The organism is Burkholderia ubonensis (genome assembly GCF_001718695.1).
Lineage (GTDB): Bacteria > Pseudomonadota > Gammaproteobacteria > Burkholderiales > Burkholderiaceae > Burkholderia > Burkholderia ubonensis_B.
Genome location: NZ_CP013422.1, coordinates 1,069,595 through 1,083,421, shown reverse-complemented (window position 1 = coordinate 1,083,421; position 13,827 = coordinate 1,069,595). Strand labels below are relative to the sequence as shown.

Below are 13,827 nucleotides of genomic sequence, written 5' to 3'. Positions count from 1 at the left end.
ACTGGCGCCTGATCAATGCAATGCGCAAACGGCGCGAAGCGGCATGCCGCCGCGTACTCGCGTCCGCCGCTCCCTGAAAGCACCGCCGCGGCTGCCGCCCTGCTTGCGGCGGCCGCGCCTAAGCAATCCGCCGTACCGCTCAGCCGGCGTCGCGGGCGCGCGCCAGCGCGGCGAGGTTTCCTTCCCCGAACCCGTGGTGCCCCTGCCGCTGGACGATCTCGAAGAAGATCTCGCCCGGCCGCCGCTTGACGAACGTCTGAAAGAACAGCTGCGGCACGCCGTCGTCGCCGATTTCACCGTCGACGAGCACCGCGCGGCGCCGCAGTGCGTCGAGATCGAGACGGTGCCCCGGCAGCCGCGCGTCGACCGTGTCGTAGTAGCGTGCGGGCGGCTCGATGAACTCGACGCCGTTCGCGCGCAGCGCGTCGACGCACGACAGGATGTCGTCGGTCGCGAGCGCGACGTGCTGCACACCCTCGCCCGGATGGTCCGGCAGGTAGGCGTGCATCAGCTCGGTGCGCCGCGTGCCTTCCTCGTACACCGGAATCCGCAGCGCGCCGCACGGCGACACCATCACGCGCGATTCCTCGGACACGTGCCAGTGCGGGTCGATTTCATGGATTTCGCGGAAATGCAGCAGGTCGTGATAGAAATCCAGCCATTCCTGCATGCGCCCCGCACCGACCGTCTGCGTGAAGTGGTCGACCTGCTGCAGCCCGGTGCCGGCGAAATCGAGATCGGTATGCGCGGTGGCGACGTCGATCGGCCGAAAGTCGATGTCGAAGATCGAGATGTCGCCGACGCCGCCGCGCTGGCCGTCCCGGCCGCGCCAGCGGTCGACGAAGTACAGATGCGAGTCGCCGATGCCCTGGATCGCCGGAATCTTCAGCTCGCCGACGCCAACCCGCTCGCCTTCGAACGCCCAAGCGCCGAGCGTGATCGCCCGCTCGAACGCGCGCCGCGCGTTGGCGACGCGCAGGCCGATCGCGCACACGCCCATTCCGTACTCCTCCGCGTAGCGCGCGGCGAACGAATCGGGCTCCGCATTGATCAGGAAATTCATCCGGCCTTGCCGGTACAGCGTAACGGCCTTGCTGACGTGCCGGGCGATCGCCTTGAACCCGAGCTGCTCGAAGCGTTGTGCCAGCGCGTCCGGCACCGGCGCCGCGAATTCGACGAATTCCAGCCCGGCCATCCCGAGCGGATTGGCGGCCGGGTTCTCGACAGGCGGCGTATCGCTGGTCAGGGGGGGATGAGTGCCAGGCATTCCAGTCTCCGAAAGCAAGCGGGGTCGATGATGTGTTGCGCCGGGCCCGTAGCGCGGCCCGGCGTGCGCGGCGTCCGGGCCTGCGACTGTTCCGCGCGATGTCTTCAATGGCGCAGATTTTAACCAAACCGTTCACGACGGCGCACCTTGGCCGAACGGACTGCACGGCATCCGCCTAGTGCAAACCCGAAAATCGTGCGATTAACGTACGGACTTGAACGATAATCGCGCATTTTGGCCGTTTGGCCAATTGCCGCGCCGCGATGCGCGCCCTATGCTCCGTTCACCCAACACCTTCAATGCAGCATCGGACGCGGCGCCGCCACGATTCCATGATGCGCCGTGCCAGGAGACTCCGCCATGACCCCAGCCTTTGACACCGTCGACACCGCAAGCACCGTCAGGGCGCGCAGCCAGGCCCGCAAGGCGGCGCTCGGCAGCTTCGTCGGCGCCGTCGTCGACTGGTACGACTTCCTGCTGTACGGGATCGTCGCCGCGCTCGTGTTCAATTCCGAGTTCTTCCCGAAGGTCAGCCCCACGATGGGCACCCTCGCGGCGTTCGCGACGTTCGGCGTCGGCTTCCTGTTCCGGCCGCTCGGCGGCGTCGTGTTCGGCCACTACGGCGACCGGCTCGGCCGCAAGCGGATGCTCGTGCTGACGGTGATGATGATGGGCCTGTCGACCGTCGCGATCGGCCTGTTGCCGACCTTCGCGACGATCGGCTGGTGGGCGCCCGTGCTGCTGGTGCTGATGCGCGCGGTCCAGGGCTTCGCCGTCGGCGGCGAATGGGGCGGCGCGGCGCTGATGGCCGTCGAGAGCGCGCCGCAGAAAAAGAAGGCGTTCTACAGCAGCGGCGTGCAGGTCGGCTACGGCGTCGGCCTCGTGCTGGCGACGGGCGTCGTGTCGATCCTGAGCCACACGCTCGGCGAGGCGGCGTTCAAGTCGTGGGGCTGGCGCCTGCCGTTCGTGTTCAGCATCGTGCTGGTGCTGATCGGCCTGTGGGTGCGCAAGAGCATGGACGAGTCGCAGGAGTTCGTCGAGAAGGTCGAGCACGCGAACCGCAAGGTCCGCCTGCCGGTGCTCGAAGCGCTGACGCGCCATCCGAAGGCGTTCCTGCTGATCGTCGCGCTGCGTCTCGCCGAACTGTTCACGATGTATATCGTCACCGCGTTCGCGCTCAGCTATTCGACGACCAATCTCGGCATGTCGCGCGACCTGTTCCTGAACATCGGCCTGCTGGTCGGCGCGGTGAGCTGCGTGACGATCCCGTGCTTCGCGTGGCTCGCCGACCGCTTCGGCCTGCGCCGCATCTACCTGGTCGGCGCGCTGATCGGCCTCGCGTCCGCGGTGCCGTTCTTCGTCGCGCTCGAAGCGCGTTCGATCGCGTGGATCGTGATTTTCTCGATCCTGCTCGCGAACGCCGCGCACGACATGGTCGTGAGCGTCCAGCAACCGCTCTTCACCGAGTTGTTCGGCGCCGAATACCGCTATAGCGGCGCGGGCGTCGGCTATCAGTTCGCAAGCGTGGTCGGCGGCGGCTTCACGCCGTTCATCGCAGTCGGGCTCGTGAGCCTCGCGGGCGGCTCGTGGCACCTCGTCGCCGGCTACCTCGCGGCGGGCTGCCTGATCTCGCTGATCGTCGCCGCGCGAATGCGGGCGGCGGGCTGACTGTCCACGGCCGGCCGCTGCGACGGCCGGCCGCGCGCAAGCGTCGGGCACGTGCGAGCTGCGCCGCGCATCATCAAACACTGTCAAGCGCTGCCCCGATTTCCCCTTTTCCCGCTTGCACTTTCCACCGGCATCCCGAGCGATGGCATCATATGGGGCTACGCCAGTCACCGATCTACCCCCATATCATGTCGAATCTCATCGTTCACGGCGGCACACCGCTGCGCGGCGACATCCAGCCGTCCGCGAACAAGAACGCCGTCCTGCCGATCCTGTGCGCCACCCTGCTCACCGACCAGCCGCTGCGGCTCGTCGGCGTGCCCGACATCACCGACGTGCGCAAGATCCTCGACATCTTCCGCACGCTCGGCAGCGACGTGTCGGTCGATTTCGACACCGGCATCCTCGAGCTCCATCACCGCAACACGACGTTCGATCCGGCCGTCCACCGGCTGCCCGAGGCGATGCGCTCGTCGATCATGCTGATCCCGCCGCTGCTCGCGCGCTTCGGCGTCGCGCGCCTCGAGAACGACGTGAAGGGCTGCACGCTCGGCGTGCGCGAGATCGATCCGCACGTCGAGGTGTTCGAACGCTTCGGCGCGCAGATCGAACGCACGCCCGACTCGCTGATCGTGCGCTCGGACGGCCCGCTGAAGGCCAACGACCACTGGCTCGACTACGCGTCGGTGACGACCACCGAGAACTTCGCGCTGTGCGCGACCGCCGCGGCCGGCACGTCGACGCTGATGAATGCCGCGTCCGAACCGCATGTGCAGGAGTTTTCGCAGTTCCTCGCGATGCTCGGCGTCGGAATCGAAGGCATCGGCACGTCGCGGCTCTGCGTGACCGGCGGCGCCAGGCTCGGCGGCGGTGAATTCCGCTTCGCCGAGGATTTCCACGAAATCGCGACGTTCCTCGCGCTCGGCGCGATCACGGGCGGCGACATCGCCGTGCGCAACTCGGTGCCCGAGCATTTCCCGCTGATCGACCGCACGTTCGCGAAGTTCGGCGTGCAAGTCACGCATCAGGACGGCTGGTCGCGCGCGGAGCGCGACGGCCCGCTGCGCGTGCGCCGGCCGTTCACGCAGAACATCCTGACCAAGATCGAAGCCGCGCCGTGGCCGTACCTGCCGGTCGACCTGCTGCCGATCTTCATCGCGCTCGGCGTGCGCGCCGAGGGCAGCGCGATGTTCTGGAACAAGGTGTACGACGGCGCGCTCGGCTGGTCGGGCGAACTGTCGAAGTTCGGCGCGCACGTGCTGCTGTCCGATCCGCACCGGCTGATCACGTTCGGCGGGCTGAAGCTCACGCCGGCACGCGTCGAGAGCCCGTACATCATCCGCGTCGCGATCGCGCTGCTGATGGTCGCCGCGAGCATCGAGGGCCGCTCGGAAATCATGAACGCGCTGCCGATCCGCCGCGCGCATCCGCATTTCGTCGAGAACCTGCGTTCGGTCGGCGCGAACGTCGAGTGGACGAGCAGCGAGTGATGCAAGCCGTGCGGCGCCGCGCGACATGAACAAGGCCGACCTCGACAAGCGCGACTGGATCGCCGGCCTGGAGAAGGGCCTGATGATCCTCGAGGCGTTCGACAGCCGGCATGCGCGCATGACGCCGACCCAGGCCGCCGCCCGCACCGGTCTCACGCGCACCGCCGCGCGGCGTTACCTGCTGACGCTCGAATCGCTCGGCTACGTCTATACCGACGGCAAGCTGTACGGCCTGACACCCCGCGTGCTGCGGGTCGGCTGGTCGTACTTCGATTCGGCGCGGCTGCCGCGCACCGTCCAGCCGTATCTGCAGCAGTTGAGCGCGACGCTGAACGAATCCGCGTACGTGAGCGTGCTCGACGAGTGGGAGCTGGTGTTCATCGCGCGAAACGGCGTGTCGCGCGTGATGACGACCGGCTTCGTGCTCGGCGCGCGCGTGCCGGCGCCGCTGACGTCGCCGGGCGTCGTGCTGCTCGCGCATCATCCGGATCGTGACGCGGTCCGCGCGTGGCTCGACGGCGCCGAGCTGCCGCCGTTCACGCCGCATACGATCACCAACAACGCGCGCCTGCTCGAACAAATCGACCGCGCGCGCGACGACGGCTTCGCGGTGATCGAGCAGCAGTTGCAGGTCGGCGTGCGCGGGATCGCGGTGCCGCTGAAGAACCGTCACGGCGAAGTCGTCGCCGCGCTGAGCACCAACATGCCGATCGGCGCCGAAACGACCGAAGCGGCCGTGCGCCGCGTGCTGCCGCCGCTGCAGGAAACCGCGCTCGCGATGCTGAACGTCCTCTGGAGCCGAGCGCCGCTCAGCCGATCCGCCACCAGCGCGGCAGCAGGTCCCGCACCTCGCGCCGCCGATAGCGGTCGTCGATCAGGTGCACGACGCCCTCGTCCTGCTCGGTGCGGATCACCCGCCCGGCCGCCTGCACGACCTTCTGCAGCCCCGGATACAGGTAGATGTAGTCGTAGCCGTTGCCGAAGCGCGCGTCCATCGCGCGGCGCATCTGCTCGTTGACGTCATTGACTTGCGGCAGGCCGAGCGTCGCGATGAACGCGCCGATCAGCCGTTCGCCCGCCAGATCCACCCCTTCCGAGAACGCCCCGCCCAGCACTGCGAAGCCGACGCCGCGCCCGCCCGCGTCGAAGCGAGCGAGGAACGCGTCGCGTTCGGCTTCGGCCATGCCGGGCGCCTGCGCCCAGACGGGCACGTCCGGATGACGCTCCTGCATCAGCGCGACGACGCGCTGCAGGTAATCGAAACTGCTCAGGAAGCTCAGGTAGTTGCCGGGGCGCGCCGCGTATTGCGCGGCGATCAGGTCGGCGATCGGCACGAGCGACCGGTCGCGGTCGCGCCAGCGCGTCGACACGTGGCTCGCGACGCGCACGGTCAGCTGCTCGGCGCGGAACGGGCCGTCGACGTCGAGCCAGCCGGTGTCGGCGGGCAGCCCGAGCGTGTCTCGATAAAAATGGAACGGGCGCAGCGTCCCGGAAAACAGCACGGTCGCGCGGGCCGCCGAGAAGCGCGGCGCGAGAAAGCCGGCCGGGACCACGTTGCGCACGCACAACGTCGATTGCGCACGGCGCCGCCGGCCGGCCGGCGCCACGCCGTCGAGCCCCGGCTGCCGCGGCGTCGGCTCGCCGTGCAGCGTGACGTCGAAGATCGACGCATCGTCGAACGCATCCGCCAGCGCGCCGAACTGGATCGCATCGAAATGAAACCGCAGCAACGCGTCGTCGTTCGCGCGCGGCGCGTCGGCCAGATGCTCGCCGATCGCCGCGACGAGGTTCTGCACGGCCGACACGAGCGGACCGGGGATGTCGGGATGCGCCGCATAGCGCGTCTGCTGCGCGCGATTCAGCGCGCCCCAGGCTCGGCCGAGCCGCTCGAACGCCTTGCGCAGCGCGGCCGGCGCCGCGTCGCGCGCGGCTGCGAACGCGAACGGGTCGAGCGATCCGCTGTACATCTTGCGCGCGCGGTCGAGCAGGTTGTGCGCTTCGTCGACGAGCACGCCGATCCGCCACTGGTTCTGCTGCGCAAGCGCGTGCAGCATCGCGCTGCCGTCGTAGTAGTAGTTGTAGTCGCCGACCACCATGTCCGACCAGCGTGCCAGTTCCTGCGCGAGGTAGTACGGGCAGACGTCGTTGGCGAGCGCGGCCGCGCGCACCGTTTCGCGGTCGAGCAGCCCGTTGCCGATCGCCGCGTCGCGCGCGGCGGCGAGCCGGTCGTAGAAGCCGCGCGCGAGCGGGCACGATTCGCCGTGGCACGCGTTGTCCGGGTGCTCGCACGCCTTGTCGCGCGCGACGAGCTCCAGCACGCGCAACGGCAGCGCCGGCGTGCCGGCGCCGAGCGTCGAGGCCGCGTCGAGCGCGAGCGCGCGGCCCGGCGTCTTCGCGGTCAGGAAGAACACGCGGTCGAGCTGATCCTCGCCGCACGCCTTCAGCAGCGGAAACACCGTGCCGAGCGTCTTGCCGATGCCGGTCGGCGCCTGCGCGATCAGGCAGCGTTCGTCGCGCGCCGCGCGATAGACGGCGACCGCCAGCTCGCGCTGCCCGCTGCGGAACTGCCCGTGCGGAAACTGCAGCGCGCGCAGCGCCGCGTCGCGCGCGGCACGGTGCGCGGTTTCGCGTTCGGCCCAGCCGACGAAGCACGCGCACTGCTCGGCGAAGAACGCCGCGAGCGCGTCGGCCGCCAGCGTCTCGCTCAGCATGGTCTCGCGCTCGGACACGATGTCGAAATACACGAGCGCGACCGTGATTTCCGGCAGTTCGCGCGCGTCGCACAGCAGGTGCGCGTACACCTTCGCCTGCGCCCAGTGCAGCGCGCGATGATTGGCGGGCATCGCATCGAGGTTGCCGCGGTAAGTCTTGATTTCCTCGAGGCGGTTCGCCGCCGGATCGTAGCCGTCAGCGCGGCCGCGCACGGTCAGCGTCCCCCACGTGCCCGTCAGCGGAATCTCGGTCTCGTAGCGGGCGCCGCGGCGCGACGTCACCGCGCCGTGCCCCGCGATGCCTTCGAGCGCGGTCGGCGCGGGCGTGAAGCGCAGATCGAGATCGCCGCGCCGCGCGGTGAACTCGCACATCGCCCGCACCGCGACGACGTAGGTCATGCGCAGTGCCCCGCGGCGGCGGTGGGCGCCACGACGTCGCCCGCCCATTCGACGTCGACGACGCGCACCGGCATCCCGTGGCCGATGCAGAAGCCGAGCCAGCGCGTCTGGTTGTCCTGCAGGCGGTCGCCGGGCCCCTTCACCTCGATCAGCTCGTAGCGCCGTTCGGCGGGCCAGAAACGGACGAGATCAGGCAGCCCCGAGCGGTTGCTGCGGATGTCGGCGAGCAGGCGCGCGAACCAGAGCCGCAGGTGCGCGGGCGGCAGGCACGCGAGCGCTTCGTCGAGCAATTCCGGGCTCAGCACGCCCCAGAACACGAACGGCGACTGCAGGCCCAGCTTCGTCGCGAAATGGCGGCGGATCGTTTCCCGGTACGCGCCGGAATCGAGCTGCGCGAAGCACGCGGCGAACGCGTCCGCGCGGCGCGCGGCGAAATCGGGCGCATGCAGGTCGGCCGGCCCGCGCTGGAACGGGTGGAAGAACGCGCCCGGCACGGCAGCGAACACGGGCTCCCAGCACAGCAGCCCGAACAGCGAGTTGATCAGCGTGTTTTCGACGTAATGGACCGGCGCGCCGGGTTGCGCGAAATGGTCGCGCACCGCGTATTCGACGCTGACGAACGTGTCGGGGCGCGCCAGCACCAGCGTGTCGCGCGGCACGTCCGGCGCGGCCGGCGCGCGTTCGGCCGCGCGGCCGGCACGGCGCTGCAGGCGCGGCAGCATCCGTTCGACGCGCTGGCGCTCCTCGTCGCTTTCGAATGCGGCGCGCGCATCGAGGGCCAGCGCGAGCGCGTCGTCGTCGCATCCGCTGCGCTCCAGCACGCGGATTCGCCGGTGGCGGCTGCCGGGCCACGCGCTGCGCGCATACGCGTCGAGCGCGAGCGGCCATGCGCCGCGGCGTTCGCCGGCCTGGCCTACCGCGAACAGCAGCTTCGCGCGGCGCGTCTCGAGCCACGGCTGCCCGCAGGCGACCGTGCCGATTGCGTCGACGAGCGCTTCGAGCGGCGCGTCGTCGGGCCACGCGTCGAGCGCATCGCGGCACGCGTGCAGCGCGAGATACGCGTCGACGTCGCCGCGCCGCTGGAACGCGCGCGAGGACGGCGCGAACGGCACGCTTTCGTACTGGAACACGCCGAGATCGGCGAGCACGAATTCGCTCCAGTCCTGATGGAGATTGCCGAAGAACATCAGCCGCAGCCGGTCGCACAGCGCGCCGACGGTCACCCGCAGCACGTGGTCGGCGCGCGGCGGTTGGCCGGCCCCCGGATGGCCGGCCCCAGAAAACCACACGTCAAACGGCTGGGCCAAGTCGTGCGCGGGCCGCAGCCGGTCGAGCCATTCGCTCTTGCGCTCGCCCGCGTGGGCGCCGAGCGCCGGAAACATCCGCAGCAGTTCCGCCTTGGTGCACAACGCAAAGATTTCATCGAGCGTCAGCGCCGGCGCCGGATCGACCCAGCCGGCCGCGACGAGCGGTGCGGCCGCCGCGAGCGGACAGCCGATCTCGTCGTAGGCGAGCTTGCTCGCGCGGAAATCCGGGCCGTTGCGCATCAGCATCCGCACGAGCAGCGCGCGCGACGCCTGCGGCAGCGACGGGAAGGCGTGCAGGAATGCCCGTTCACTGTCGTCAAGCACGTCGTCGTAGCGCTCGCCGAGCCAGGCCAGCGCACGTTCGAAATTGGTCAGGTAGTAAAACGCCGGGGGCGTCGGCGAAGCGGGTGTCACGGCGATCGATCACTGTACGTTTGTACAGGTCGGAATCATATCACCGTGACGCCGGATGCCGCAGGCGCGCGCGGGTGCGTCACATGCGCGCCGCGGCGTGCCGAGGCAATCAGAACTGGTAGTTGACCGACAGATCGAGCACGCCGTTCGTCGTCTGCTGCGTGACCGGGCTGTGCGCCGCACGCCCGACGAGCTGCTCGAGCGCACCGTCCATCGTCAGGAACCAGTGCTTGTTCACGAACCAGACCATCGTCACGCCCACGCCGACCGACCGGATTCCCGCTCCCGACGAATAGCGCGGCAGCCCGGAACGCGCCGCGGCCGCATCGCTGACGCCGAACCAGCTGTTCATGTAGCGCGCGTCGGCAAACGAGACGGTCGGCCCGGCGAACCAGAAGAAGTGCTCGTTGCTGCCGGGCATCGGCATGTACGCGGACAGGTCGCCGACCCAGCCGTTCGAGCCGCCGACGCTGCGCCGCACGTCCGCGCGCAGCACGAGCGGAAAGTCCTTCGAGATCACGTAATCGGCCGACAGCTTGAGCACCGGCGCCGGGTTGATGTTGTCGAAGCCGCGCAGGTGGTCGAGGTCGTCGGCGGTGCGGCGCCCGAGGTCGTAGCCCACCGACAGGCTGACGCGCCAGTTGGGGCCGCGCAGCACGTTCGCGCCGATGCCCTCGCCGGTCGACAGGAAGAACAGGTCGCGATAGCGCACGTCGACGTTCGGCCCGCCGAGCACATGATAGCGATCGGCGCCCGCGTAGCGCGGCTCCAGCGTCATCCCGGCGCCGACGCTCACCTGCCACGTCGGGATCGTGGGGCTGAAGATCTTCCGCAGCGGAACGCCCGCCGAATATTGCCACTCGCCGAGCGGCGACGGCGTCTGGGCCGCCGCGTCGCGCGCGCCGACCGCGGTCAGCGCAGTGAAGGCGGACAGGCCGAACACCAGCCGGCGCATGCCGGGTGACAGCAACGGGCGGGCAACGGTCATCGGGGCAATCTCCGTCGGGTATGCGTATCGAACTCGAATCAAGATGAACTCTGATCAAAGCGCGTCGCGCGCTGCCGGCCAAGGCCGCCGGCAGCGGGCCGTGCGAACGTAGCGTGCGCTTAACAGCAAATATCCTACGCGACGCGCGCAAAGTCGCAAAGCGCCCGTTGAGCCGGGGCGCTTTGCCGGGATCCGGCGCAAGCCGGGGCTGAATGGCTGAATCAGAAACGCTCGACGTGATAGTCGCCGGCGAGCGCGGCCGTGCTGCGCGTGGACATCATGCGCGAGAAGCCGTCGGCGAGCCGGCCGAGCGCGAGCTGCTTCTGGCTGGCGTCCCAGTGCGTATACGTGTCGTAAGCCGACTCGTCGAACGACACCGTGACGGCAGCCGGCCGGCCGCTTGCGCGAAAGCCGATCTGCAGCACACCGCCCGGCAGTTCCTCGATGTGATAGCGCAGCGAACGCGACTCGAAATAGCGGCCCAGCACCTGGGCGATCGCGCGCTTGTCCGGCGATTGCACGTGAATGTCCATGATGGTCCTCCTCTCAGTGAGCGCGCGGCCGGCTGCGGTGCGCCGCCCCCGCCCGGCATCCGTACCGGCGGCGGCCGCGACGGCGGGTCGCCTTGCGGCGGGCCGGCCGGCACGGGCGGGTCCACCGGATCGTCGTGCTCCGGCAGCGCTGGATCGGGATCGAGGTCGGGCGTGGGTTCCGGACGGTGCAGCAAGGATCGGCTGTTCATGTGGCTCCTGCGCGGCGGGTCGCGCGTGTCGATTGGCGCGGCGAGCGTGCGCAAACAGCGTGCCTGCTGGGCCTTGGTGGTCGTGTTTTTTGCGGCGGGCGATGCGGGCGGCGCGAGGTGGTATCGGTTGGTGAGCCGCTGCGGCGGGTTGCTGCGGAGCGCAGGGCTTGCGACGTGGGCCGTGCGCTGCGCGCGTTCGCGGCGACAAGCGATGAGCGCGCGCAGCGCGGCTTCGCGCAGAAGGTGCCGTCCCACGCAGCGCTCGTACGTTCCATTGAACTCGATAGATGCGCGGGGCGAGCTTCCTTGCGTCGAAACGCTCGCGCCACGTGCAGAAATCACCGCGTACCGTCGCCTCGCAGCGGCTTATTCGTCGGCGTTTTCCTTTCTTTGTCCCTTGGCGGATCGCGATGTATTGCCGCGTCCGCATGCGTGACGTCGCGATAAGCGACATCCCGCGCGCCGTATACAGGTACGGTCGTTGCGCCCTTCGATCCCGGAGGTTCGATCACTCGGGCTGGCGGCCGCGATGCCGTGTCAGCGGCCGCCGCTCCTTTCCGTCTCCGCATCAGCGTGTTGCGACGGCCGTGCCGGGAAGTCCATATCGACGAACCGATCGATGCAAGGCTCCCTGACAGCGCCCAACCCGCCCTCGGCGGTGCGAGCGCGATCGACGCCGCGACACCCTTCCGGCTCCGCGCGAACCACGCGCGCCGGATGTCCTGACACCGCCGCCGCGATCACGGCTGACGGCGGCACCCGGCCCAGGCTGCGCGGCCACGCTGCGCCGGGCCGGACCGACCGGAGCAGACAGATGAAACGCATGGAACGTGCATGGCACGAGGTCAGCGGCGCCGCGGGCGTCGCGGCGCTCGCGGCCGTCGAGAGCGCGCTGGTGTTCGCCATCGTCGTGATGACGGGCGTCGGACACTGACGCACTGCTCGTCGAGCCGGCCGCGGCAGCAGCCGTGGAAGATGTACAAGCGCGCTGGCAAATTTGTCGCACCGCGCGACCCGTTCGCCGGCCGCGAGTGAACCGCGCGCGGCACGCATCCTGCTCCGCGCTCATCTTGCTCTGAAAAAGGAGGCGTCCATGTATCGCGTCAACGAGATCATGTCGCGCGACGTCGTCTGCGTCGCGCCGAACGACACGATCCGCCATGCGGCCGAACTGATGCAGCGCTTCGACATCGGCGTGCTGCCCGTATGCGAAGGCGGCGAACTGGTCGCGATCGTGACCGACCGCGACCTCGCCATACGCGCGCTGTCGCATGGCCATTCGCCCGACACGCCGGTGAAGGCCGTCGCGTCGGCGCCGGTGCAATGGTGCATCGAGGACGACGGCGTCGGCGACGTCCAGCAGCGCATGGCCGACGTGCAGTTGCACCGGATGCCGGTCCTCGACGGCCAGCGCCGCGTGGTCGGCATCGTGTCGCTCGGCGACATCGCGACGCGCGCCGGCGGCCCGGCGCGCGACGAGCTGGCCAACACGCTCGAGGACGTGTCGCTGCCGCGCCGGCGGTGATGGCGGCTACCCAGGCACCCCCTATCGTTTCGACCAGGAGAACAGCGATGACAACCGACCGGGCGCCACGCGCGCATGCAGGGATCGTCGGCGATGACGGCCGCTCGACGGGCGGGCCGGGGCCGGACGTGATGGCCGCCGGCACGCTGGAAGACGATCACGTGCTGACCATCGACGGCGACGACATCGGCAAGGTCACGCACATCATGCTCGATGTGCGCGCCGGCCGGATCGCGTATGCGGTCGTGTCGTCGGGCGGCTTTCTCGGCATCGGCGACAAGCTGCTCGCGCTGCCGTGGAACGTGCTGACGCTCGATGCGGCGCGTCGCTGCTTCGTGTTGCCGGTGCCGACCGAGCGCGTGCGCGAGGCGCCGGGCTTCGACAAGGATCGCTGGCCAGCGATGGCCGATCCGGCGTGGGCCGAGGCGCTGCATGCGTACTACGGCGCGTCGCCCTACTGGCTGATCGAGGAAGGCGAAACGGCGCTCGATTCGCCGCCTTACGAGGCGTCGCCCGGCGGCCCGGAGAATGACGCGACGACCAAGCGGCAATGAGATGGAGGTGGCGGCCTAACGCGCCGCAACGGACCGTGCAAGCTCGCGCGCCGCGCGAAGGTGTTCGTTGAGGGTGGGCAGCGCATCGGCCGCGAACGCGCGAAGCTGCGCGTCGCGGCCGTCGCGACGTTCGGCTTCGTAGAGCTTCACCGCCGCCTCCTGCGCCGTCGGCCCGGCGACCGACAGATAGCCTTTGTCGAACGCCACGCCCGTTTCGGTGCGCAGCGCAGTGAGCGCCGGGTCGACCAGCATGCGCGTCTGCACGGGCACGCCTTTACGTGCGCCGAGCCGGCGCAGTTCGGCCGTCATGCGGCCGTAGTCGTCGACGATTCTGCGCGCGAACGCCTTCAATTGCGGATTCGACGAGCGCTCGAGCGCGAGCTGGCTCGCCTCCACCTCGGTCTTGCCGACGATGCCGGCCTTGTCGACGAACTCCGCATCGAAACCGGTGGGCCGTCGTGTCATGTCCGCCTCGTCGGGCGTCTCGCCCGGGCGCACGACGCCAGGGGCAACGCGCACCGAGGATGCCGGGGGCGGCTGCGGGAGCGCCGAGGTGGCGGCCAGTGCAAGCGCCGTCGGTATCGACAGCAGCAGCGGGATGCGAGGGGACGCCCTGCGGTGGCCTCTGTTGCCGTGATGGTTCGTGCTCGTCTTCATCGGCGTCTCCGTATTCGTCGGTCGATCGGCGCGCGAAAATCGCGACGGCTGCGGGCGTATGCGGCGCAGCGGCGCAGCGCGAACTCGGAACGGTTGCAGCCCCGT

10 protein-coding genes and 1 pseudogene are annotated in these 13,827 nt (G+C 69.6%); 5 read left to right on the top strand and 6 right to left on the bottom strand.

Annotated elements, in window-relative coordinates; translation table 11 throughout:
• Positions 1-139: 139 nt before the first annotated feature.
• Positions 140-1,267: a 4-hydroxyphenylpyruvate dioxygenase family protein gene (locus WJ35_RS24605; protein ID WP_069240209.1), complete on the bottom strand. Its 1,128-nt coding sequence runs from the start codon at positions 1,265-1,267 to the stop codon at positions 140-142.
• A gap of 360 nt (positions 1,268-1,627) precedes the next feature.
• On the opposite strand from WJ35_RS24605, the gene shiA reads away from it, so the two are divergent.
• From shiA to WJ35_RS30730, 3 genes and pseudogenes are all read left to right on the top strand, one after another.
• Positions 1,628-2,935: a shikimate transporter gene (shiA, locus tag WJ35_RS24600; RefSeq protein WP_060238472.1), complete on the top strand. Its 1,308-nt coding sequence runs from the start codon at positions 1,628-1,630 to the stop codon at positions 2,933-2,935.
• Between the two features lie 188 nt (positions 2,936-3,123).
• Positions 3,124-4,425, top strand: a complete 1,302-nt coding sequence (locus WJ35_RS24595) for a UDP-N-acetylglucosamine 1-carboxyvinyltransferase (protein ID WP_060238468.1) — start codon at positions 3,124-3,126, stop codon at positions 4,423-4,425.
• 25 nt (positions 4,426-4,450) lie between these two features.
• Positions 4,451-5,218 (top strand): annotated as a pseudogene (locus WJ35_RS30730) (IclR family transcriptional regulator domain-containing protein); the annotation flags it as partial.
• A 16-nt stretch (positions 5,219-5,234) separates the two neighbouring features.
• Here WJ35_RS30730 and WJ35_RS24590 read toward each other — a convergent pair.
• The 4 genes from WJ35_RS24590 to WJ35_RS24575 all read right to left on the bottom strand — a co-directional run bounded on the left by WJ35_RS24590 (position 5,235) and on the right by WJ35_RS24575 (position 10,777).
• The gene (locus WJ35_RS24590) at positions 5,235-7,535 is read right to left on the bottom strand and encodes an ATP-dependent DNA helicase (RefSeq protein WP_060238498.1); all 2,301 of its coding nucleotides are present in this window, start codon (positions 7,533-7,535) and stop codon (positions 5,235-5,237) included.
• A complete protein-coding gene (locus tag WJ35_RS24585) occupies positions 7,532-9,256 on the bottom strand; it encodes a VRR-NUC domain-containing protein (protein ID WP_069240208.1) in 1,725 nt (574 codons plus the stop codon). Before WJ35_RS24585 ends, WJ35_RS24590 begins: the two co-directional genes overlap by 4 nt.
• Before the next feature lie 109 nt (positions 9,257-9,365).
• On the bottom strand, positions 9,366-10,244 hold the full coding sequence (locus tag WJ35_RS24580) for a MipA/OmpV family protein (RefSeq protein ID WP_069240207.1): 879 nt from the start codon (positions 10,242-10,244) through the stop codon (positions 9,366-9,368).
• Between the two features lie 221 nt (positions 10,245-10,465).
• Entirely contained in the window at positions 10,466-10,777 is a 312-nt protein-coding gene (locus tag WJ35_RS24575; protein WP_011882199.1) for a hypothetical protein, read from the bottom strand.
• Positions 10,778-12,079: 1,302 nt separating this feature from the next.
• Between WJ35_RS24575 and WJ35_RS24570 the strand changes: the two genes are divergently transcribed.
• The gene (locus WJ35_RS24570) at positions 12,080-12,511 is read left to right on the top strand and encodes a CBS domain-containing protein (protein WP_011882196.1); all 432 of its coding nucleotides are present in this window, start codon (positions 12,080-12,082) and stop codon (positions 12,509-12,511) included.
• A gap of 47 nt (positions 12,512-12,558) precedes the next feature.
• Positions 12,559-13,065 carry a PRC-barrel domain-containing protein gene (locus WJ35_RS24565; RefSeq protein WP_069240206.1) on the top strand — a complete coding sequence of 169 codons (507 nt, stop codon included), beginning with the start codon at positions 12,559-12,561 and terminating at the stop codon, positions 13,063-13,065.
• Between the two features lie 15 nt (positions 13,066-13,080).
• Here the strand turns inward: WJ35_RS24565 and WJ35_RS24560 are convergent, their stop codons facing one another.
• Entirely contained in the window at positions 13,081-13,722 is a 642-nt protein-coding gene (locus WJ35_RS24560) for a DUF4142 domain-containing protein (protein WP_059696220.1), read from the bottom strand.
• Positions 13,723-13,827: the final 105 nt, after the last annotated feature.